The organism is Pseudomonas sp. PDM03, from assembly GCF_014852385.1.
GTDB lineage: Bacteria > Pseudomonadota > Gammaproteobacteria > Pseudomonadales > Pseudomonadaceae > Aquipseudomonas > Aquipseudomonas migulae.
This window is the reverse complement of record NZ_JACVBM010000001.1, coordinates 637,959-658,125: the sequence shown is the minus strand read 5'-3', so window position 1 is coordinate 658,125 and position 20,167 is coordinate 637,959. Positions and strand designations below refer to the sequence as shown.

Below are 20,167 nucleotides of genomic sequence, written 5' to 3'. Positions count from 1 at the left end.
CAACGACATTTTTAACAGGGGTACAGGGATGGGTTGGCTGCAATCGAGACGTTTGCATTATTGGCTAGGCGCGACAGCGATTGTGTTTGTGCTGTTTGCATTGCTGCGAGTAGTGTTCTTTTTCGGCTTCTCCGGTTTCGACGCCCGAGCATTGAGCGACGACCATGCCGTCCTGGAAACCCTGGGCATCGGCTTTCGTTTCGATCTGCGCCTGGCCATCCTGGTGATGTTGCCACTGGCGTTGCTGGCCTGGATTCCTCGTTGGAATCTTGTCAGCAGCCGCCTGCTTCGCCAATTGGCACGCGTGTATCTGTCAGTCGCCCTGGGCGCCCTGCTGCTGATCTATATCGTCGATTTTGGCCATTACGCCTATCTGGGCGTACGGATCAATGCCACCGTGCTGCGCTTCATAGACGACGCGCAAATATCCCGTGACATGGTTTGGCAAACCTACCCGGTTATCTGGATTTCACTGGGGTGGCTGGCAACGGTCGCCCTGGTGACGTTGGCCCTGGTGCGCCTGGAGCGCGTGACGCTGGACCGCCCCCGTAAAGCCATTCACCCGCTCTCCGTTACATGGGGTAGCGCGTTGATGGTCGTGTTGGTGCTGTTGGGTATTTTGGGCCGTGTCGAGAACATGAACCTGGAAAACCCTGTCCCGTTGCGCTGGAGCGATGCGTTCTTCTCCGGCAATAACCAGGTCGCTGCGCTGGGCTTGAACCCGGTGATTTTCCTCTACGACACGGTCAAGGTCGGCCAGTCGCGTTATGACGAAGCGCAGGTGCGTGAACACTACGCCGTGATCGCCAAGTACCTGGGCGTGGATCAGCCCGATCCACAAACCCTGAATTTCGTCCGTCACCAGGCGCCACAACCCTACAAGGTTTCGAGCACACGGGCGCCGAACGTGATGTTTGTCATGCTCGAGTCGTTGGGTACCAGTGCCGTCGGCGCCTATGGCAACCCGATCAATCCGACACCCAACATCGATCGCCTGGCCACGCAGAGCTGGTTCTTCGAGCACTTCTATGTTCCGGTCACCGGGACCGCAAAAACCGTTTGGGCCAGCATTAGTGGCGTCCCGGATGTCACTCGACAGGAAACCGCGACGCGTAATCCGCTGATTACCAAACAGCACACATTGATCAATGCCTTCAACGGTTACGAGAAGATCTACACCATTGGCGGCAACTCCGGTTGGGCCAACATGAATGCCTTGATCCGGCAAAGTATCGACGGGGTTCGTTTATTCGAAGAGCGGGACTGGAAATCCCCGGTGGTGGATGTCTGGGGGATTTCAGATCTGGATCTGTTCAAGGAAACCGACAAGATCCTGCAAGCGCTGCCCAAGGACAAACCGTTTTTTGCCTATGTGCAGACGGCCGGTAACCATCGTCCCTTCACGATTCCCAAGAGCAATGACGGATTTGAGGTCAAGCACCCTACCCTCGCTGAAGTTCAGGCTGCGGGATCGCGCAGTGTCGAGCAGTACAACGCCGTGCGTCTGCTGGACTTCAACATCGGTCGCTTGATGGAAATTGCCAAAGCGGGTGGTTACTACGACAACACCATTTTCGTGCTGTTTGGCGACCACAATACCCGTATCGCCCAGATCCCTTTCCTGGCACCGGCATATGAGCAACTGGGGCTGGAAAGTAACGCGGTGCCCATGATCATCCATGCACCGGGTCTGCTCGGCACGCGGACCGTCAAGGAAGCGGTCGGCCTGGTGGACTTGCTGCCAACCGTGGCGGGCATGGCCGGCCTTGAGTTTCGCAACAGCGGCCTGGGGCGTGATATCCAGCAGCCTGCGCCCGAGGGTGAACGCGTAGTGCCGTTGGTGTTGCGTGAAGGCACGTTCCCGTTGATTGCGGGCGTCACTCAACACTACATGGTGCAGATGGAGCACGACGGCAGCTCGCCGACGCTGCACGACCTGGCCTCCGCGACGCCGCTGGACAACGTGGCCGGGCAAAACCCTGAAGAGTTCAAGCGTCTGGTGCAACTGACCCGCGGCATGCATGAAACGTCCAGGTTGATGTTGTACCAGAACGTGCGCAAGTAACCGGGACCGGGGGCGGCTACCACGCCGACCCCGATAGCGTGCCCGCACTATTGTCTAATCGCGATCCTCATCCTGCCCTTCCCTCCACTCCTCGGGATGGGCCTTGAGATAGCTGCTGACAGCGACGCCTAAAGTCGGAAAAAACGCAGCTTCGCCAAACCGCTCGAAAAGTCCGAAACGCTTCAGCTTGTCTTTGACAGGGTCCTTCATCTCGGCCACGCATAATGTGATGCCAGCCTCGTTCAAGGTTTCGTCCAGTTCGGCCAGCATGTCGGCGGAAGTCACGTCCACGCTGGTGACCGGTTCGGCTGCTACCACCAGCCAACGAACCGGCGTGGGTGATGTCGCCACGGCGTCCAGCACTCGGTCATGAAACAGTTCTGCGTTGGCAAAAAACAACGGCGCATCCCAGCGAAACAGCACCAGGCCGGGAATAAGGCGCGCATCCGGATAACGCGTGATGTCGTGATAGCCCTGGACGCCTTTGGCGCGACCCAACACTGCAGAATACGGCCGCCAGCCATCCCATAGAAACTCGATCACTGCGACAACGATGGCCAAGCCAATGCCCTCAATGGCACCAAAGACGGCCACGCCTGCCGTACAAACGATCGACAACCAGAATTCCCAGCGCTGGATACGATAAATCCGTCGCAGATCGGCGACCTCGATCAGGCCGATAGCCGAAGCGATGACCACCGCCGCCAGTGCGCTGGTGGGCAGGTTTTTCAGCAAATCCGGGGCATACACCAGCAATAAGGCAACAGCCAGCGCGCCAACCACGCCGGCAAGTTGGGTTTGGGCCCCCGCAGCCTCGGCCACAGGTGTGCGTGACGAACTGCTGCTGATTGGAAACCCCTGGAACAAACCGCCGGCAAGGTTGGCGACGCCGAGCCCTACCATCTCCTGGTTTGGGTCGACATAGGTCTTGGTCCGCGCCGCATAAACGCGCGAGAGCACACTGGTGTCGGCGAACGAGACAAGCGCAACGGCGCAACCTCCGATCACTACAGGAACGATATCGGCGCGACTGATCCAAGGGATGGCAAACGCCGGCAAGCCTTGGGGCAGCGAACCGAGGACCGCGACATTGTGGGTTGTAAGGTCAAGCACGCCAACGGCGACGGTGGCGCCTGCCACGGCGATCAGAATCCCCGGCACGCGCTTTTTGTCCTTGAGCAACAAGATGACCGCCACAGTGGCTGCACCGATCATGAAGGTGGTCCAGTTGGTTTTTCCATCCATCACCGAGGTGGCAATGGCCCACAGGTTGCGCAACGGTCCGTCGGATTCAATCGAAAAGCCGAAAAACTTGGGTAGTTGACTGATCAATACTGTCAGTGCGATACCGTTCATGTAGCCATAGCGGATCGGTTTGGATAGCAGTTCGGTGACAAAGCCCAGCCGTGCGACACCCGCCAGAATGCACACCACCCCCGAGACAATCGCCATCATGCCGGCAAGGGCGATTGCGCGATGCGGATCACCGCCGGACAGCGGCAAAACGACGGCGAGAATGATGGCTGCCAATGAGGAATCCGGCCCCAGCACCAGGATTCGGCTGGGGCCGAACAACGCATAAGCGAGCAATGGAACGATGGTCGCGTAAAGGCCATAAATGCCGGGCACCCCCGATGCCACCGCGTAGGCGATGCCGACGGGCACCAGCATGGTGGTGAGCACGAGTCCGGCCACAATGTCGCGCCGCAACCATGCCATCTTGTAGCGGCTCAACGTCCGCAGCCCCGGCAGCCAATGGCTCAAGCCGGTTTGATCGCCAGTATGCCTGTGCGTAATCCGGCCCGGTTCGGGAGCGGGTGGCGGAGCATCCGAATCGCTCATGGGACTTTAGCCCTCAGAGATAACAAACAGCGTGCGGTAGATTCATTCTGGGTCAAGTCTGCGATCTTGCTCAGTAGTGAGTGAAAGATTCAACGAGGGCTCAGGCAACCTGCACACTCATCGTCGAACGCACCAACTCAAATAGCGTGTCTCCCAGTGTCGCAAATTCATAAATTCTCGCCGATCACACGATGTTTTTTCTCCTGGGTCTCAGCCAATGATGCCAATGTGCCTTTATTGCACCTTACGCTGACCTCTTGATCGCCATCTATTAGCTGACTCAGGAATTACGGACTATGGGAAGCTGGAAAATCAGGACTCATCTGCTTGTGCTTACCAGCACTTTGCTCCTGGGTTTGTTGTGTGTCGGCGGGCTTGGCCTCTTGGGAATGCAATCCGCGGTACGCAGTCTGGAGACCGTGTACCTCGATCGGGTCGTGCCGCTGCGGGACTTGAAAAAAATCGCCGACCTGTACGCCGTGGACATCGTCGATGCCACCCACAAGGCACGCAATGGCAACTTCACCAACGCTGAATCGTTGACCCGGATAGAGCAAGCGCAGAGGGAAATCGATCAGACGTGGCGCGCGTACAAATCAACGGAACTGATCCCCGCAGAAACCCGTTTGATCGCGCAAATCGACCCGCTGATGGACGCGACCCACGGTCCATTGCAAAACTTGCAGGGCCTGCTGCGCCAGAACGACGCCGCCGGTCTCGCGCGTTTCGCGACAGATCAGCTGTATCCACTGATCGATCCCTTGTCAGCCAAGTTTTCCGAGTTGATCGAAGTTCAACTGGTGGAGGCCAAAAACCAGTTCGAACAAAACCAGAGCGCCTATACCTCCAGTCTCCAGCTCAGCCTGTTGATTCTGGCATTGGCCCTGATCGCGGGCGTGGCCTACACGGTCTTGTTCTCCCGCCTGTTGAGCCGTCAACTCGGTGCCGAGCCGGCAGAACTGGCGGCCATCAGCTCGAACATCGCCCAGGGGAAACTCGCCGCTACGCAGTTTGATCAGCAACAGTCGACGGGGGTGCTGCACTCCGTCCAGGCGATGCGCCACAGCCTGAGCGAGATGATCGGCAAGATCAGCCAGGCCTCCGGGCAGATCGAAGGGGCCACACTGCAATTGTCTGCGTCCTCCGAACAAGGATTGAGCAGCGCCGCACTGCAAAGCGAGACAGCCTCCTCCATGGCGGCCACGGTAGAAGAGCTTTCCGTCAGCATCACTCACATCGCCGACAATGCTCGACAGGCCCAGAGCACCGCACAGAAAGCAGGCGAAATCACCAGCGAAGGCATGGAGGTCATGCAGGCCTCCATCCAGGAAATGGGCCAGATTGCCGATCTGGTGACACAAAGCTCATCGGACATCGATCAACTGGCGATTCAGTCCAACGACATCAGCCTGATTGTCGGTGTGATTCGCGGCATCGCCGAACAGACCAATCTCCTTGCCCTCAATGCCGCCATTGAAGCGGCACGCGCGGGCGAGCAAGGTCGCGGCTTCGCCGTGGTCGCCGATGAAGTGCGCAGCCTGGCCGCCCGCACAGCCCAATCCACCACGGAAATCGTTGCCTTGGTCAATGCCATACAAAGCGGCATGGTCAAAGCCAAAGACAGCATGGCCGCCGGCTGTGAGCGCGTGACTCATGGTCAGAAACTGGTCGAAAGCGCGGGCCTTTCCATGGGCAGGATCAAGGGTGTACTGGACGAATCCCTTGCAGCGGTCAGTTTCATTTCGGTGTCGCTCCAGGAACAACGCGCTGCCAGTGAACAGGTCGCCTGCAACGTCGAGAAAGTAGCGCAAAGTGTGGAAGAGAACGCCACCGCCCAAGGCGGGATCGTGCGCACAACCCAGGAACTCAAGGCGATGTCCGACGGACTGGGCGTCATGCTGCAGCGGTTCAGCTTCTAAAAGGCCTGGCCCCTGTCAAACCAGTCAACGGCAGTTTGAAGGTTATGACGGGGGCGCACCCGGTTACCGAAGATGGTCTAGGATTTAAATGGCAAGCTTTCGTCACTCACACCCTGCCGCTGTCTGGCCCACTCAAAGGGAGACGCCAACGTGAGTACCTTGAAACTTCATCCTGCCCTGGACAATGGTATCCAACCCGCCGACGCGAATTTCACCGGTGGCACCCTGCAATGCCTGTGTGCGACCGACAAAGTCGAGGTCCGGATCGACGCGCAAACCCTGCATAACCACGCGTGCGGTTGCAGCAAATGCTGGAAACCGCAAAACGCGATATTCGCCGTCATTGCCGTGGTCCCTCGGGACAAGGTCAGCGTCACTGCCCACGGCGAAAAACTGACCATTGTCGACGAAAAAGCCACCATCCAGCGCCATGCCTGCAAGCAGTGCCACGCCCATCTCTTCGGGCGCATCGAGAACAAGGACCATCCGTTTTATGGCCTGGACTTCGTCCACACCGAGCTCTCTCCCCAACGAGGCTGGGCTGCGCCAGGCTTCGCGGCGTTCGTGTCTTCCATCATCGAAACCGGCACACCGCCAGCGCAAATGAAAGCCATCCGTGAGCGCCTGCGCTCTATCGGCCTGGAGCCCTATGACTGCCTGTCACCGGATTTGATGGACGCAATGGCGACTCATGTCGCCAAACAAAAAGGCCTGCTGCCTGCCGCCTGATTGATCGGTCGCCGCGGTTCCTTTGCCGGACCGCGGCCACGGGAAGCTTGTTTGGGGATCTGTCGTCGCCGAAGCAGAGGAAAGGCGAACGCCGGCAGCACTCACAGGTTTGCGCTTCAATCCTCTGGGGGTTTTCTGAACACCAGCAGCTTCCCGGTTGCACGCTGCACCACCTTGTCATTCTGATTCAGCGTTTCCATGAACAGCGTCACCACGCCCCGATCCGGTTTGGAGGCCGACGGCTCGATGGCCTGCACCTTGCTGAACAGGCGCAACACGTCATCCGGATAAGTCGGTGTCGGCCAGCTCAGTTCGATGCCCAGGCCAATGATGCCGTCCGCCAGGGGGACGCTGGCCACGAGCATCTTCATGGTCAGGGCCGCAGTGTTCCAGCCGCTGGCCGCAAGACCGCCGAACAGACTCAACTCGGCCTCTTCGGCACTCAAATGGAAAGGTTGCGGGTCGTATTCGCGAGCAAACGCCAACATCGCTTCTTGATGGACGCGAACAGGGTCGCTTTCAAACTCCTGACCCAGACTCAGGTCATCGAGATAGAGTTTTTCCCAGGCATGCAGGGTCATGATTCATTCCTCCGCAGTGCATTACGAATAGCCGATGTCGCTGAGATCAATGGCTACCAGCAAGGCGTGTTCATCCGCCTGACCGTCGGCCTTGCGTCGATAGGCGCGCCGCTTGCCGGGCATGCGCAAGCCGTCGGTTTCAACATAGCCATGGACATATTGCGCGGCAGCCAGGCCACCGCTGACATCCACGTTGTAGTCGTGACGACGTAGCAGAAAGTCTGCACCGAAGTAGAAATCCTGCACCGCGCAGTGCGTGGCGATTGTCTCGGGGAAGGTCACCCGCAATCGACGCCAGCGCTCCGAGCCCTCGTGCCAGGGCTCGACTTCCTCGGTCACGACACCCGGCCAGGTGAACTGGAAAGGCATGGTCAGGTACGACCAAAGCGCGTAACCGTTGAAGTACGCTCGGTGCAGGGGATCCCAGGGACTGTTTTCCCCATGGTCGCGGAAAGATTCTCTGGGTTTCGATCGCTCGGCGATTACCTTGCCGGCGGTATTTTCGATGGCGATTCGATCCGGGGTGTAGGCGGTGAATTGATCGGCCCCACCAAAGGGCGTCACCGAGGCCCGCTGCTCATGCAGCCAGACGGTCATCTGCCGTGGCGCGCTGTCCTGGGTCAGCCCTTTCATGGCCCAGAGCGAGCCACCGGTCACGATAGTGGCGCGTACCTGGTTGAAACTGTTCCAGCGCTCCAGACCACCATGGGCGATCAGTACGCGATTCAACAGTTCATCACCCGGTGCATTCATAGTGGCGGCCCTCCTCCTTCCGATGGCCGATCCCGAACCCATTGCCAGAATAATTGATACCCGACCGCCAGCACCACCGGACCGATGAACAACCCGATGATGCCGCTGGTGACCATCCCGCCAAGCGCGCCGATCAGCACCACCGGCATCGGCACATCGACACCGCGCCCCAGCAGCAGCGGTTTGAGCACGTTGTCCACCAGGCCGGCAACGAAGACGAAAATGGCGAACACGATCGTCACGGTGTTGGCGCCTTCGGTGGCGAACACAAAGGCAATAACCGGAACCGTGATCAGCGTCGCCGGCAATTGCATGATGCCGAGCAACAGCACTGCAAGGGCCAGCAAACCGGCGCCGGGAATACCCTTGAAGACAAACCCGAGCCCCACCAGCAGCATCTGGATAAACGCGATCCCGACCACGCCCAGCGCAACCGCACGAATCGTTGCGGTGCACAGCGCGGCAATTTTCGGCCCTCTGACCGGGTCGCTGACCCGCGAGGCAATCTGCACCGCGCTGCGATTACCGCTCTCGCCATGGGCCATGAAAATACCGGCGATGATCAAGGCGAAAATGAAGGTCAGGAAACCCATGCCGACGCCGGCCAGTTTGCTCAAAAGGGACAGGCTGAAGTGCTTGATCTGCGGGAGGTATTTGGCGGTCAGGTCGGGAAGATTGGTTGAGGCTTCAAGCCACAAGTCAAACAGCGGCTGCCCCACCAATGGCCAACTGGCGATGGATTCGGCGGGTGGTGGCAGGTGAAAGTCGCCGCCCTTGACCACTTCCATCGCACGTTCGACCGAGTCGGCTATCGAGGTGCCCAGAAAGTAAATCGGCAACACCAGGATGACGATGGCGACCAGGATAATCAGCGTCGCAATGCGCCCGTCACTTTGCCCCAGGGGCCCTTTCAGCCGCGCTTGCAACGGGTAAAGGGTAATCGCCAGGATCAACGACCACAGCATCAGGTCACGGAACGGGCTGAAGATTTCAAAGCAGAACAGCACCAGAGCCGCGATCAACCCCGCCCGGATAAGGACATCGAGCAGCGTGCGCGTCAGCGTTTTTTCGGAGAACGAAGTGGGCTCCATGAAGGCCTCCTGATCACTGCAACAGTACGGGATCGGTTAGCCCAGCATAGTCGTTCGGCGGAAAACGCGTGGATTCAACGCAGCTTCAATGGATCAACCAGTCCGGCGGCAATGGCCATGCCGACCAGGTCCGGCAGGGTATTGGCCTGCATGCGTTTCATCACGCGTGAGCGGTAGAGGTCGACGGTTTTTGCGCTCACCCCCAGTTGCTCGGCGATTTCGCGGGTGGTGTAACCCTGCACCAGCGGCAACAAGACGTCGCGTTCCCGTGGGGTCAGCGTGAGCAAGCGCGCCTGCAACGCTTCATGCCCCTGATTACCCGAACGGTGGGTCGCGCAAGTGCTCAGGGCCTGTTGCACGCTGTCCAGCAGCAGTTGTTCGTTGTAGGGCTTTTCAATGAAGTCGTGAGCGCCGGCCTTGAACGCACGCACCACGATCGGCACATCGGCGTGACCGCTGACGAAGATGATTGGCAGGTTCAGTTCGCGCAATCGCATTTCTTCCTGCACGTTCAAGCCGCCCATCCCGGGCATGCGTACATCCAGCAGCACACAGGCCGCCAGGCTGGCATCGCAGGCGTTGAGGAACTCAACACCGCTGGTAAACGGCAACGCCTTGAGGCCGACTGATTCCAGTAACCAGACCGTTGAATCGAGCATGCCTTGATCGTCATCGACCACATACACCACGTGCTCCGTCACACCCGCCATTGCATTATTCCTGTTGTTGTTTTGTTGGACCGGCAAGCGGCAAGCGACAGCACATCAGCAGCCCGACCGGTTGCCGGCGGGCCTGCAATTCGCCGCCGAAACCTTCGATGATGCTGCGGCTCATGGACAAACCGAGCCCCAGGCCATCGGCCTTGCTGGTATAGAACGGGGTAAAAATCAGCTCCAGTTCGGGCTCGCTCACGCCGGGCCCCTGGTCCTGCACCGTGATGTCCACGGTGGCGGCACTGCCCTGCCCGGCAGTCATCACAATCAGCGAGGGCTGGCCGGGATGTTGTTCGCGGTTGGCATCGATGGCATTGCGCAACAGATTGAGCAGGACTTGTTCCAGCAACACTCGATCGGCATAAACGGGCGGCAGATTATCCGGTAGACGATCCTCGATTGTCACTTGGCAATTGCTCGCTTCCCAGGCGCACAAACGCACGGCTTCGCGGGCGACATCGGTGACGTTCAGCGCCTGCATGCGGCGCTGGCCTTTGCGCAGAAACGCGCGCAAACGGCGGATCACTTCCGAGGCGTGCGTGGCGTGATGGGTGATGCGTTCCAGCCCTTGCGCAACCCGGGCGGCCGCCTGGGGATTGGAATCCACGGTCTGCAAATAGCGCTGGCTGGCGTTGGCGTAATTGACCACCGCGGCCAGCGGCTGATTGATTTCGTGGGCGATGCCCGAGGCCAGTTCACCGAGGGTGACCAGGCGCGCGGTGTGCGCCAGTTCATCCTGATGGCGGCGCTGCTGCACTTCGCGCAGTTCACGTTCGGTCATGTCCCGCGCCACCAGTGAATAGTAGCGCTCGCCACCGGCCGAACGATGCGCCAACAGCACCAGCGACACCGGCACCGATGCGCCACCGCCCGGTGGTTGCAAGCGCGCATCAGTGCTCCAGACGCCGTCGCGTTCAGCGCCGCTCCAGCCGTCACGTTGCAGACGCGTCAGGTCTGCGCTGGCGAACAGTTGTGCCAGGACCGGCATCGGCTGTTGCTCGCCTATGCCGAGGATGCGGCGTGCCGCCGGGTTGAGGTAAGTGACTTGCCCCTCGGGGTCGATGAACAGCACCGGATCGGTGTTGACCTCGACGACTTCGGCCAGGCGCCGCTTGTTCTCTTCGGCCTGCACTCTGGCAGTAATGTCCCGGGAGACGCTGACCACCTCGACCACCGCGCCGGTATAGGTTTCACGAATCGCCCGACTGGCGGTTTCGAACCACAGATAATGGCCGTCCCGATGGCGAATGCGATAGGTCATGGTGTGATAACCGTCCTGCTCCAGCGCATCGCGGGCACGCTGCACCAGGCTGGCCAGGTCCTGACCATGGAACAGGCCCTGGGCCATTTGCCCGCGCAGTTCTTCCGGCCAGTAGCCGAGCAACGTCCATGACGCGGGAGAGGCATCGAGAAAACAGCCGTCCGGTGTGTGCCGGGAAATCAAGTCGGTGGTGTTCTCGATGATCAGCCGGTACAACCGCCGCGCCTGAGCCGCTTCGCGCTCGGCCAGCACTTGCGCGGTGGCGTCGCGGCAACGGGCGAGCACACGGTTGTCCTGGGGATCGGGAATGAATGTCCAGATCAGAATCTGCGTTTCGAGCTGGGCTTCGACCCCTTCAATGGCGCGCTGCTGGTCCAGACACGCGCGCACCAGTACCCGATGGTTGACCGGCAGAAACCCGAATACGTCGCTCAGCGGCTTTTCCGCCAGCAACGCCAGCAACGCCGCGTTGAATTCCTGTGGCCGTCCCTGCGCATCGAGCAACAGGCTCGGTTGCGGATCGTGGCCCAACAGTGGCGAGCCACGCAGCATGCCGTTGACGCTGCTGAGCAAAGTCGTGAGCAAATCCTGCACCCACCCCAGCCAATCGAAACTCACGCCTTCGCAGACTTCCACCAGCAACAACCCGGCTTGCCCAGGCGTCAACGCCAGATCGAACACTTGGCCATGGCTGATGGCGGCGCGGCGCAGTCGACCGGCCAACCAGCAATCCAGTTGCCGCACTTGCGCCAGATCGAGGCGCCCGGCTTCCAGCAAACGCTCGAACAGCAACTGATCGCTGGCCAGCGAAGGATCGCCCTGGCCCGGGGGAAAATGCTGGGCGGCACCTTCATGGCTGTAGATTCGCGCCTGGGGTTGCCAGCTCAGGTAAACCGCGCGACGCACCTCGGGGCAATCCTGCAAGGCCCGGCACAACGCATCGGCCCGGGCGGCCAGAGGCACGGCCTCACGCTGCAGGCGCAACCAGCTGTGCAATCGAACGGGAGTCAGGGTCATCACGGGTCCGCTTCGTTGGGGAAGCCAAGGATATACCGGCCTTGGCGATTTAACGGTAGTCATTTAGTTCAGCACGAATAAAATATAGTACATATACCATACGCCATAGGTTGTACTTCCATATCTATGGAGGATTGTTATATAAAGCACACCGGACATATAAAGGTGACCTCAGCGGCGACGCTGAAAGGCCACCGATAGAGCTAACAATCAGCCACCGAGTACCGCACATGTCGATCTATGAACAAGGGCTAGGCCCTTCGGCTGTCAATCACATCGCCTTGTCTCCGCTCAGCTTCCTTGAGCGCACGGCCAATGTTTACCCCGACTACCCCGCCGTCATCCACGGTTCGACTCGCCGTACCTGGGCGCAGACCTACACCCGTTGCCGACGCCTGGCCTCGGCGCTGGCTGGTCGCGGCATCGGCAAAGACGACACCGTGGCGGTGATGCTGCCCAATATCCCGGAAATGCTGGAAGTGCATTTTGGCGTGCCGATGATCGGCGCCGTGCTCAACCCGCTCAACGTGCGCCTGGATGCTGAAGCCATTGCGTTCATGCTCCAGCATGGCGAGGCCAAGGTGCTGATCACCGACCGCGAGTTCCATAACGTGATTCACGCCGCCATCGGCATGCTTGATCACCCGCCTCTGGTCATCGACGTCAACGACCCGGAATACGGTGAAGGCCAGGCCGTCAGCGATCTGGACTATGAAGCGTTGCTGGCCGAAGGCGACCCGGCGTTCGCCTGGCAATGGCCAGCCAACGAGTGGCAAGCCATCTCGCTGAACTACACCTCCGGCACCACCGGCAATCCAAAAGGCGTGGTCTATCACCACCGCGGCGCTTATTTGAATGCCTTGGGCAACCAGATGACCTGGGCCATGGGCAACCATCCGGTGTACCTCTGGACCCTGCCGATGTTCCATTGCAACGGCTGGTGCTACCCGTGGACCATCACCGCACTCGCCGGCGTTCACGTGTTCCTGCGCCGGGTCGATCCGCAGAAAATCCTCACGCTGATTCGCGAACATCAGGTCACGCACCTGTGCGGCGCGCCGATCGTGCTCAACGCGCTGGTCAACATGCCGGAATCGGCGAAGGCGGCCATCGATCACCCGGTCAACGCCATGGTCGCCGGTGCTGCGCCTCCGGCCAAAGTCATCGGCGCCGTGGAGGAAATGGGCATCAAAGTCACCCACGTCTACGGCCTGACGGAAACCTATGGTCCGGTGACCCTCTGCGCCTGGCATGCCGAATGGGACGAACTGCCACTGGAAGAACGGGCGCAGATCAAATCCCGTCAGGGCGTGCGCTACCCGACGCTCGAAGGTGTGATGGTCGGCGATTCGAAGACGCTGGAACCGACCCCGCGCGATGGCCAGACCATCGGTGAAGTGTTCATGCGCGGCAACACCGTGATGAAGGGCTACCTGAAAAACCCGACGGCCACCGCCGAAGCATTCGAGGGTGGCTGGTTTCATACTGGCGACCTGGCGGTGTGTCACCCCGACGGTTATGTCGAGATCAAAGACCGCCTCAAAGACATCATCATTTCCGGTGGCGAGAACATTTCCACCATCGAACTCGAAGGCGTGCTCTATCGCCATCCGGGGGTGATGGAAGCCGCCGTGGTCGCCCGTCCCGATGAAAAATGGGGCGAAACGCCCTGCGCCTTCATCACCTTGAAGGCTGATCACCAGGACGTTCGCGAGGCCGACATCATCAGTTTCTGCCGCGAGCATCTGGCCGGTTTCAAAGTCCCGCGCACGGTGATTTTCACCCTCCTGCCGAAGACATCCACCGGCAAGATCCAGAAGTACGTACTGCGCGACAGGGCCAAGGCCCTCTAACCCTCACCGACGTTTCACCTATCAGGCGGCAGGTGTCTTACCTGCCGCCTCGGGCTCGTGCAGGCCGAATTCGGCCTGCCCTGCCCCCACACACCGATAACAACAACAATGTGGAGCGCATCATGATCGACATCCATGCAACCGATACCCAACGCTGTGAACGTATTCGGACCAACCCGAAATTCCTGCAACTGGTCAGCAGTCGCTCGCGCCTGGCCTGGTCGTTGAGTGCTGCGGTGCTGGGCACTTATTACCTGTTCATGTTCGTGGTGGCGTTTGCCCCGCAATGGCTGCACGCGCCGCTCGGCGAGCACCGGATGTTGACCCTGGGCATGCCGGTTGGCGCGGCGATCATTGTTTTTTCCTGGTTGCTGACCGGTTGGTACGTCTACAGCGCCAACACGCGCTTCGATGCGCTGGGTGCGGCCATTCTTGAGGAGAGCAAGTGATGCGTAAACTCATCCTCGCCGCAGCCTGCCTATTGCCGGCCTCCGTTGTATTCGCTGCACCCGCGTTGGGTGCCATCGAAAAACAACCGCTGAACCTGCATGCGATCGGCATGTTCTTCGTGTTCGTCCTCGGCACGCTGGCCATCACCTGGTGGGCCGCGCGCCAGACCAAATCCACCTCGGACTTCTACACCGCCGGCGGCGGCATCACCGGGTTTCAGAACGGCTTGGCGATTGCCGGCGACTACATGTCCGCCGCTACGCTGCTGGGGCTGTCCAGCCTGGTGTTCGCCAAGGGTTACGACGGCTTCATCTACACCATCGGCTTCTTTGTCGGTTGGCCGATCATCACCTTCCTGATGGCCGAGCGGCTGCGCAATCTGGGGCGCTACACCTTTGCCGACATCGTCTCCTACCGGCTGGACCAGAACAAAGTGCGGATCTTCGCTGCATTCGGTTCGTTGACGGTGGTGTGTTGCTACCTGATCGTGCAGATGGTCGGTGCCGGCCAGTTAATCAAATTGCTGTTCGGCCTCGACTACCCGGTAGCGGTGGTGATCGTCGGCGCGTTGATGCTGGTGTATGTGATCTTCGGCGGCATGATCGCAACGACCTGGGTGCAAATCATCAAGGCGGTGTTGCTGCTGGCCGGCGGCACGACTCTCGCGGGCATGGCCATGTCGCAGTTCGGTTTCAGCTACGAAACCCTGGCCACCAAAGCGGTCGAAGCGCATGCCAGCGGCTGGAATATCATGGGCCCCGGCTCAATGCTCGCCGACCCGATCAACACCGCGTCAATGTCTCTCGGCCTGGTATTCGGCATTGCCGGTCTGCCGCACATTCTGATGCGCTTCTTCACCGTACCCAACGCCAGGGAAGCGCGTAAATCGGTGTTCTACGCCACCGGTTTCATCGGTTTCTTCTTCCTCGTGGTCTGCACTCTGGGCTTCGCCGCGATGGTGATCATCGGCACCGATCCGCAGTACTACGTCAACGGTGAAGTGGGCGGCGCCTTGATTGGCGGCGGCAACATGGTCGCGATGCACTTGGCCAAAGCGGTAGGCGGCAACCTGTTCCTCGGGTTCCTCTCGGCCGTAGCGTTCGCCACCATCCTTGCGGTGGTCTCCGGCCTGGCCCTGGCCGGTGCGTCGGCGATTTCCCACGACCTCTACGCCACCGTATTCAAGAAAGGCAACGCCACCCAGAAACAGGAAATGCGCGTCACCCGCATGGCCACCGTGGGCCTGGGCATCATCGCGATTCTGCTGGGCATCCTGTTCGAGAAGATGAACGTCGCGTTCCTGGTCGGCCTGACCTTCGGCATCGCCGCCTCGACCAACTTCCCGGTACTGATCATGGCCATGTACTGGAAAGGCCTGACTACCAAAGGCGCGATCATCGGCGGTTTTGCCGGCCTGATCTGCGCGCTGGTGCTAGTGATCCTGTCCCCGGCCGTGTGGGTGACCGTGCTCGGTCATGCTCACGCCATCTTCCCGTACGACCACCCGGCGCTGTTTTCCATGCCGCTGGCGTTCCTGGTGATTGTCGTCGTGTCCCGACTCGACCGCAGTGTGCGGGCCGACAAGGAACGTGACGCCTACGCCGACCAGTTCGTGCGCGCCCAGACCGGTCTCGGTGCTGCCAGCGCTTCCAGTCATTGATTGAAAGGCACGGCGCCCGGTTGCGGCGCCGTGCACAACCGTCCTGTCGAGGTTCACGTTATGCCCGAATTCAAAGCCCCCCTGCGCGATCTGCGCTTCGTCCTGCATGAGGTGTTCGACGCCCCGGCCCTGTGGGCACGCCTGCCGGCCCTGGCTGACAACATCGATGCCGCCATCGCCGACGCGATCCTTGAGGAAGCGGGGAAAGTCACCGCGCACCTGATCGCACCCTTGAACCGCAGCGGCGACGAAGAAGGCGCACAGTGGCATGAAGGTCAGGTGACCACGCCCATCGGCTTCAAGCAGGCTTATGCCACTTACATCGAGGGTGGCTGGGTCGGCCTGTCCGGTAATCCCGAGTACGGCGGCATGGGCATGCCGAAAATGCTCGCCGTGCAGTTTGAAGAAATGCTCTACGGCGCTAATTCCAGTTTCGCGCTGTATTCGGCATTGAGTTCCGGTGCGTGCCTGGCGCTGGATGCCCACGCCAGCGACACCTTGAAAGACCTGTACCTGCCGCCGATGTATGAAGGTCGCTGGGCCGGCTCCATGTGCCTGACCGAAGCCCATGCCGGCACCGATCTGGGGATCATCCGCACCCGCGCCGAACCTCGGGTGGATGGCAGTTTCAGCATCAGCGGCAGCAAGATATTCATTACCGGCGGCGATCAGGACCTGACCGAAAACATCGTCCACCTGGTGTTGGCAAAACTGCCCGACGCGCCGGCCGGACCGAAAGGCATCTCGCTGTTTGTGGTGCCCAAAGTGCTGGTCAATGCCGACGGTTCCCTTGGCGAGGCCAACGCCGTAAGTTGCGGTTCGATCGAACACAAGATGGGCATCAAGGCCTCGGCCACCTGTGTGATGAATTTCGACGGTGCCAGCGGCTGGCTGGTGGGCGAAGCCAACAAAGGCCTCGCAGCGATGTTCACCATGATGAACTACGAACGCCTGTCCATCGGTATTCAGGGCATTGGCTGCGCCGAAGCGTCCTATCAGAGTGCGGTGGCCTACGCCCGTGAACGCATTCAAAGCCGCGCCCCAACCGGCACCGTGGCCGCGGACAAAGTCGCCGACCCGATCATCGTCCACCCCGATGTGCGCCGCATGCTGCTCAGCATGAAAGCCATGACTGAAGGTGGCCGCGCGTTCGCCAGTTATGTCGGGCAGCAGCTCGATCTGGCGAAGTTCTCCGGCGATGCGCAAGAACGCGAGAGCGCCCAGAGCCTGGTCGCGCTGCTGACGCCGATTGCCAAGGCCTTCTTCACCGACACCGGTCTGGAGAGCTGCATCAACGGCCAGCAAGTGTTCGGCGGCCATGGCTACATCCGCGAATGGGGCCAGGAACAATTGGTCCGCGACGTGCGCATCGCGCAGATCTACGAAGGCACCAACGGCATTCAGGCGCTGGACCTGCTCGGGCGCAAAGTGCTGGCCGATAACGGTTTCGCGTTGCGTCAGTTCACCGGCCAGATTCGGCATTTCGCCCACCAGCCTGACGCGCCCTACAGCGCGCAACTGTTCGATGCCGTGCAGCGCCTGGAAGACCTGAGCGACTGGTTACAGGACCGGGCAGCGAGTAACCGCAACGAAGTCGGCGCCGCTTCCGTGGAGTATTTGCACCTGTTCGGGTATGTGGCCTACGCCTGGCTGTGGGCGCGCATGGCGCAGGTTGCCCGGCAAAAGCTAAGCGACGACGAAGGCTTTTACGGTGCGAAGATCGCCACCGCCGACTTCTACTTCCATCGCCTGCTGCCGCGCATTTTGAGCCTCGAACAATCGATTCGCGCCGGCAGTGCCTCGTTGTTCGGTCTGAGCGCCGAGCAGTTCTAACGATTGAACCGCACGCGGCGCCACGCTCCTCTCTTTTCGGCGCTCGCGTTTTTTCTTGGTAAGCCCTCGCCCGGTTGGCGAGGGTCGCGCAAGCCGTCATTTCATAATAAAAACAAAGGGGCTTCACATGGATCGCAACACCCGCACTCTCGCTACCCGACTGTTGCTGGCCGGCGGCGTCATCAGCCTCTCGGCCCCCGCCGCTGCTGACTTTATCAAGGACAGCAAGGCCAGCCTTGAGCTACGCAACTTCTACTTCAACCGTGACTATCGTCAGACCAACGCGGCGCAATCGAAACAGGAGGAATGGGCGCAAGGCTTCCTGTTGCGCTACGAATCCGGCTTTACCGAGGGGCTGATCGGGGTCGGTTTTGATGCGATCGGCCTGGTAGGCGTCAAACTCGACTCCAGCCCGGATCGTGCCGGCTCCGGCCTGCTCCTGCGCCATCGCGACACGCGCAAAGGCGCGCAAGACGAGTACGGTGAACTGGGCCTGACCGCCAAACTGCGTGCGTCCAAAAGCACATTGAAACTGGGCACATTGCTGCCCAAGCTGCCGACGGTATTGGCCAACGATTCACGGCTGTTGCCGCAAACCTTCAAGGGCGGCCAACTGACTTCGCTGGAAGTCGAAGGCCTGACCGTGGATGCCGGACGGCTGACGCAGGTCAACCAGCGCGACTCCTCGGACTATGAGGACATGGGCATCACCCGAACCGGCGCCAAGGGCATCACCAGCCGCCATTTGGACAGCGACAGCTTCGATTTCGCCAGCCTGAACTACAAATGGACCAGTAACCTCGCCACTGGTTACAGCTACGGCCACCTCGACAATTTCTACAGCCAGCACCTGGTCAACCTGACCTACGTGTTGCCGGTCACCGTCGGTCAATCGTTGAAGACTGATCTGCGGTTCGCACGCTCCATCGATGATGGCGGCAGTAATGTCGACAACAAGGCAATTGGCGCCATGTTCACCTACAACCTCGGTGGGCATGCATTCGGCCTGGGCTATCAAGGCATGAGCGGCGATACCGGGTATGCCTACATCAATGGCACCGATGCGTTCCTGGTGAACTTCGTCCAGATCGGCGACTTTGCCAGCAAGGACGAAAAATCCTGGCAGGCCCGTTACGACTACAACTTTGCCGCCCTCGGCATTCCCGGCCTGACGTTCATGACCCGCTACATCAACGGTACCGATATAGACCTGGGTAACAACCGCCCTGAAGGCAAGGAATGGGAGCGTGATACCGATATCGGGTATGTGGTGCAGAGCGGACCGCTGAAAAACGTCGGAGTGAAATGGCGCAATGCGACGGTGCGCTCGACAAATTTTGGCAGTGATCTGGATGAAAACCGTTTGATCGTCAGCTATACGTTGCCGATCTGGTAAGGCGGCATAACGGCCACCATTGTTTCGCCAGCGAGCCGGCTCCTACAGGGGGGGCGTACACCCCGATCCTGCAGGAACTGGCTAGCCTCGCCCCGCAAGAAAGGCAAAACACAGCACATCGGTTCAATATCCCCGCCCCAATCTACGCAACCATGGCCTCCTCACTCACCCCGTAAGGACATCGCCATGGCTATCGCAAAAGCAGTACCCGGCAAAACCCTGCTGACCCCAACCGACCACACGCTGATCATGATCGACCACCAGTCGCAAATGTCCTTTGCGACCAAGTCGATCGACGCCGTGACCCTGCGCAACAATGCCGCGCTGGTGGCCAAGGCGGCACGTGGCTTCAAGGTCTCGACCATCCTCACCACCGTTGCCGAAAAGAGCTTCTCCGGCCCGATCTTCGACGAAATCAAATCGGTGTTCCCGGAACACAACGTCATCGACCGCACCAGCATGAACACCTGGGAAGACGAGCGCATTGCCGTGGAAGTGAACAAGTTCGGCAAACAGAAAATCGTCCTCGCCGGCCTGTGGACCTCCGTTTGCATCGTCGGCCCGGCGCTGTCGGCCATCGACCAGGGTTTTGAGGTGTACGTGATTGCCGACGCCTGTGGCGACGTCACCACCGAAGCCCATGAAATGGCGATGCAGCGCATGATCCAGATCGGCGCGCGGCCGATGACTTCGTTGCAATACCTGCTTGAATTGCAGCGCGACTGGGCACGTACCGAAACCTACGACGAAACCGTGAAAACCTCGATTGCCAACGGTGGTTCTTACGGTCTGGGCCTGATCTACGCCAAGACCATGTTCGGCGCCTCCGAAGCACACTAAGCAATCGCCGCGACTCCGGGGCACACTGGAGTCGCTTTCTATCGCGAAGAACTGAGTTTTTTGTAGGAGCAAGCTTGCTCGCGATGGGGCCGTCACAGCCCGCATCGATGCAATGGAACCTCCGCCTTCGCTAGCAGGCTCGCTCCCACAGGGGTTGGCGTTTA

The 20,167-nt window shown here is 60.1% G+C and carries 15 protein-coding genes; 9 read left to right on the top strand and 6 right to left on the bottom strand.

The window, feature by feature from the left end; all coding sequences use genetic code 11:
- Nucleotides 1-28: 28 nt before the first annotated feature.
- On the top strand, nucleotides 29-2,065 hold the full coding sequence (locus tag IB254_RS03130; protein ID WP_192416365.1) for an LTA synthase family protein: 2,037 nt from the start codon (nucleotides 29-31) through the stop codon (nucleotides 2,063-2,065).
- A gap of 54 nt (nucleotides 2,066-2,119) precedes the next feature.
- Here the strand turns inward: IB254_RS03130 and IB254_RS03125 are convergent, their stop codons facing one another.
- Nucleotides 2,120-3,907, bottom strand: a complete 1,788-nt coding sequence (locus IB254_RS03125; RefSeq protein ID WP_192416364.1) for a SulP family inorganic anion transporter — start codon at nucleotides 3,905-3,907, stop codon at nucleotides 2,120-2,122.
- A gap of 296 nt (nucleotides 3,908-4,203) precedes the next feature.
- Between IB254_RS03125 and IB254_RS03120 the strand changes: the two genes are divergently transcribed.
- Both IB254_RS03120 and gfa read left to right on the top strand, forming a co-directional pair.
- Nucleotides 4,204-5,826 (top strand): methyl-accepting chemotaxis protein, encoded by a 1,623-nt coding sequence (locus IB254_RS03120; RefSeq protein WP_192416363.1) that lies wholly within the window; start codon nucleotides 4,204-4,206, stop codon nucleotides 5,824-5,826.
- A 150-nt stretch (nucleotides 5,827-5,976) separates the two neighbouring features.
- Nucleotides 5,977-6,555, top strand: a complete 579-nt coding sequence (gfa, locus tag IB254_RS03115; RefSeq protein WP_192416362.1) for an S-(hydroxymethyl)glutathione synthase — start codon at nucleotides 5,977-5,979, stop codon at nucleotides 6,553-6,555.
- 116 nt (nucleotides 6,556-6,671) lie between these two features.
- Here gfa and IB254_RS03110 read toward each other — a convergent pair whose 3' ends face one another.
- The 5 genes from IB254_RS03110 to IB254_RS03090 all read right to left on the bottom strand — a co-directional run bounded on the left by IB254_RS03110 (nucleotide 6,672) and on the right by IB254_RS03090 (nucleotide 11,971).
- Complete coding sequence (locus tag IB254_RS03110; protein ID WP_008026361.1) at nucleotides 6,672-7,136, bottom strand: MaoC family dehydratase; 465 nt, start codon at nucleotides 7,134-7,136, stop codon at nucleotides 6,672-6,674.
- A 21-nt stretch (nucleotides 7,137-7,157) separates the two neighbouring features.
- Nucleotides 7,158-7,889 carry a hypothetical protein gene (locus tag IB254_RS03105; protein WP_192416361.1) on the bottom strand — a complete coding sequence of 244 codons (732 nt, stop codon included), beginning with the start codon at nucleotides 7,887-7,889 and terminating at the stop codon, nucleotides 7,158-7,160.
- Complete coding sequence (locus tag IB254_RS03100; protein ID WP_192416360.1) at nucleotides 7,886-8,980, bottom strand: AI-2E family transporter; 1,095 nt, start codon at nucleotides 8,978-8,980, stop codon at nucleotides 7,886-7,888. Before IB254_RS03100 ends, IB254_RS03105 begins: the two co-directional genes overlap by 4 nt.
- Nucleotides 8,981-9,054: 74 nt before the next feature.
- Complete coding sequence (locus tag IB254_RS03095; protein WP_192416359.1) at nucleotides 9,055-9,690, bottom strand: response regulator transcription factor; 636 nt, start codon at nucleotides 9,688-9,690, stop codon at nucleotides 9,055-9,057.
- Nucleotides 9,691-9,694: 4 nt separating this feature from the next.
- On the bottom strand, nucleotides 9,695-11,971 hold the full coding sequence (locus IB254_RS03090; RefSeq protein ID WP_192416358.1) for a PAS domain S-box protein: 2,277 nt from the start codon (nucleotides 11,969-11,971) through the stop codon (nucleotides 9,695-9,697).
- 230 nt (nucleotides 11,972-12,201) lie between these two features.
- Between IB254_RS03090 and IB254_RS03085 the strand changes: the two genes are divergently transcribed.
- From IB254_RS03085 to IB254_RS03060, 6 genes are all read left to right on the top strand, one after another.
- Nucleotides 12,202-13,824 (top strand): acyl-CoA synthetase, encoded by a 1,623-nt coding sequence (locus IB254_RS03085; RefSeq protein WP_192416357.1) that lies wholly within the window; start codon nucleotides 12,202-12,204, stop codon nucleotides 13,822-13,824.
- A gap of 122 nt (nucleotides 13,825-13,946) precedes the next feature.
- Complete coding sequence (locus IB254_RS03080) at nucleotides 13,947-14,273, top strand: DUF485 domain-containing protein (protein WP_008026350.1); 327 nt, start codon at nucleotides 13,947-13,949, stop codon at nucleotides 14,271-14,273.
- Complete coding sequence (locus IB254_RS03075; RefSeq protein WP_192416356.1) at nucleotides 14,273-15,934, top strand: cation acetate symporter; 1,662 nt, start codon at nucleotides 14,273-14,275, stop codon at nucleotides 15,932-15,934. Before IB254_RS03080 ends, IB254_RS03075 begins: the two co-directional genes overlap by 1 nt.
- A 60-nt stretch (nucleotides 15,935-15,994) precedes the next feature.
- Nucleotides 15,995-17,767, top strand: a complete 1,773-nt coding sequence (locus tag IB254_RS03070) for an acyl-CoA dehydrogenase C-terminal domain-containing protein (RefSeq protein WP_192416355.1) — start codon at nucleotides 15,995-15,997, stop codon at nucleotides 17,765-17,767.
- 127 nt (nucleotides 17,768-17,894) lie between these two features.
- On the top strand, nucleotides 17,895-19,163 hold the full coding sequence (locus IB254_RS03065; RefSeq protein WP_192416354.1) for an OprD family porin: 1,269 nt from the start codon (nucleotides 17,895-17,897) through the stop codon (nucleotides 19,161-19,163).
- 186 nt (nucleotides 19,164-19,349) lie between these two features.
- Entirely contained in the window at nucleotides 19,350-20,003 is a 654-nt protein-coding gene (locus IB254_RS03060; RefSeq protein ID WP_192416353.1) for a hydrolase, read from the top strand.
- Nucleotides 20,004-20,167: the final 164 nt, after the last annotated feature.

Coding starts and splice junctions, on each gene's coding strand:
- IB254_RS03130 (WP_192416365.1), top strand. CDS start 29: ATGGGTTGGCTGCAATCGAGACGTTTGCATTATTGGCTAGGCGCGACA.
- IB254_RS03125 (WP_192416364.1), bottom strand. CDS start 3,907: ATGAGCGATTCGGATGCTCCGCCACCCGCTCCCGAACCGGGCCGGATT.
- IB254_RS03120 (WP_192416363.1), top strand. CDS start 4,204: ATGGGAAGCTGGAAAATCAGGACTCATCTGCTTGTGCTTACCAGCACT.
- IB254_RS03110 (WP_008026361.1), bottom strand. CDS start 7,136: ATGACCCTGCATGCCTGGGAAAAACTCTATCTCGATGACCTGAGTCTG.
- IB254_RS03105 (WP_192416361.1), bottom strand. CDS start 7,889: ATGAATGCACCGGGTGATGAACTGTTGAATCGCGTACTGATCGCCCAT.
- IB254_RS03100 (WP_192416360.1), bottom strand. CDS start 8,980: ATGGAGCCCACTTCGTTCTCCGAAAAAACGCTGACGCGCACGCTGCTC.
- IB254_RS03095 (WP_192416359.1), bottom strand. CDS start 9,690: ATGGCGGGTGTGACGGAGCACGTGGTGTATGTGGTCGATGACGATCAA.
- IB254_RS03090 (WP_192416358.1), bottom strand. CDS start 11,971: ATGACCCTGACTCCCGTTCGATTGCACAGCTGGTTGCGCCTGCAGCGT.
- IB254_RS03085 (WP_192416357.1), top strand. CDS start 12,202: ATGTCGATCTATGAACAAGGGCTAGGCCCTTCGGCTGTCAATCACATC.
- IB254_RS03080 (WP_008026350.1), top strand. CDS start 13,947: ATGATCGACATCCATGCAACCGATACCCAACGCTGTGAACGTATTCGG.
- IB254_RS03075 (WP_192416356.1), top strand. CDS start 14,273: ATGCGTAAACTCATCCTCGCCGCAGCCTGCCTATTGCCGGCCTCCGTT.
- IB254_RS03070 (WP_192416355.1), top strand. CDS start 15,995: ATGCCCGAATTCAAAGCCCCCCTGCGCGATCTGCGCTTCGTCCTGCAT.
- IB254_RS03065 (WP_192416354.1), top strand. CDS start 17,895: ATGGATCGCAACACCCGCACTCTCGCTACCCGACTGTTGCTGGCCGGC.
- IB254_RS03060 (WP_192416353.1), top strand. CDS start 19,350: ATGGCTATCGCAAAAGCAGTACCCGGCAAAACCCTGCTGACCCCAACC.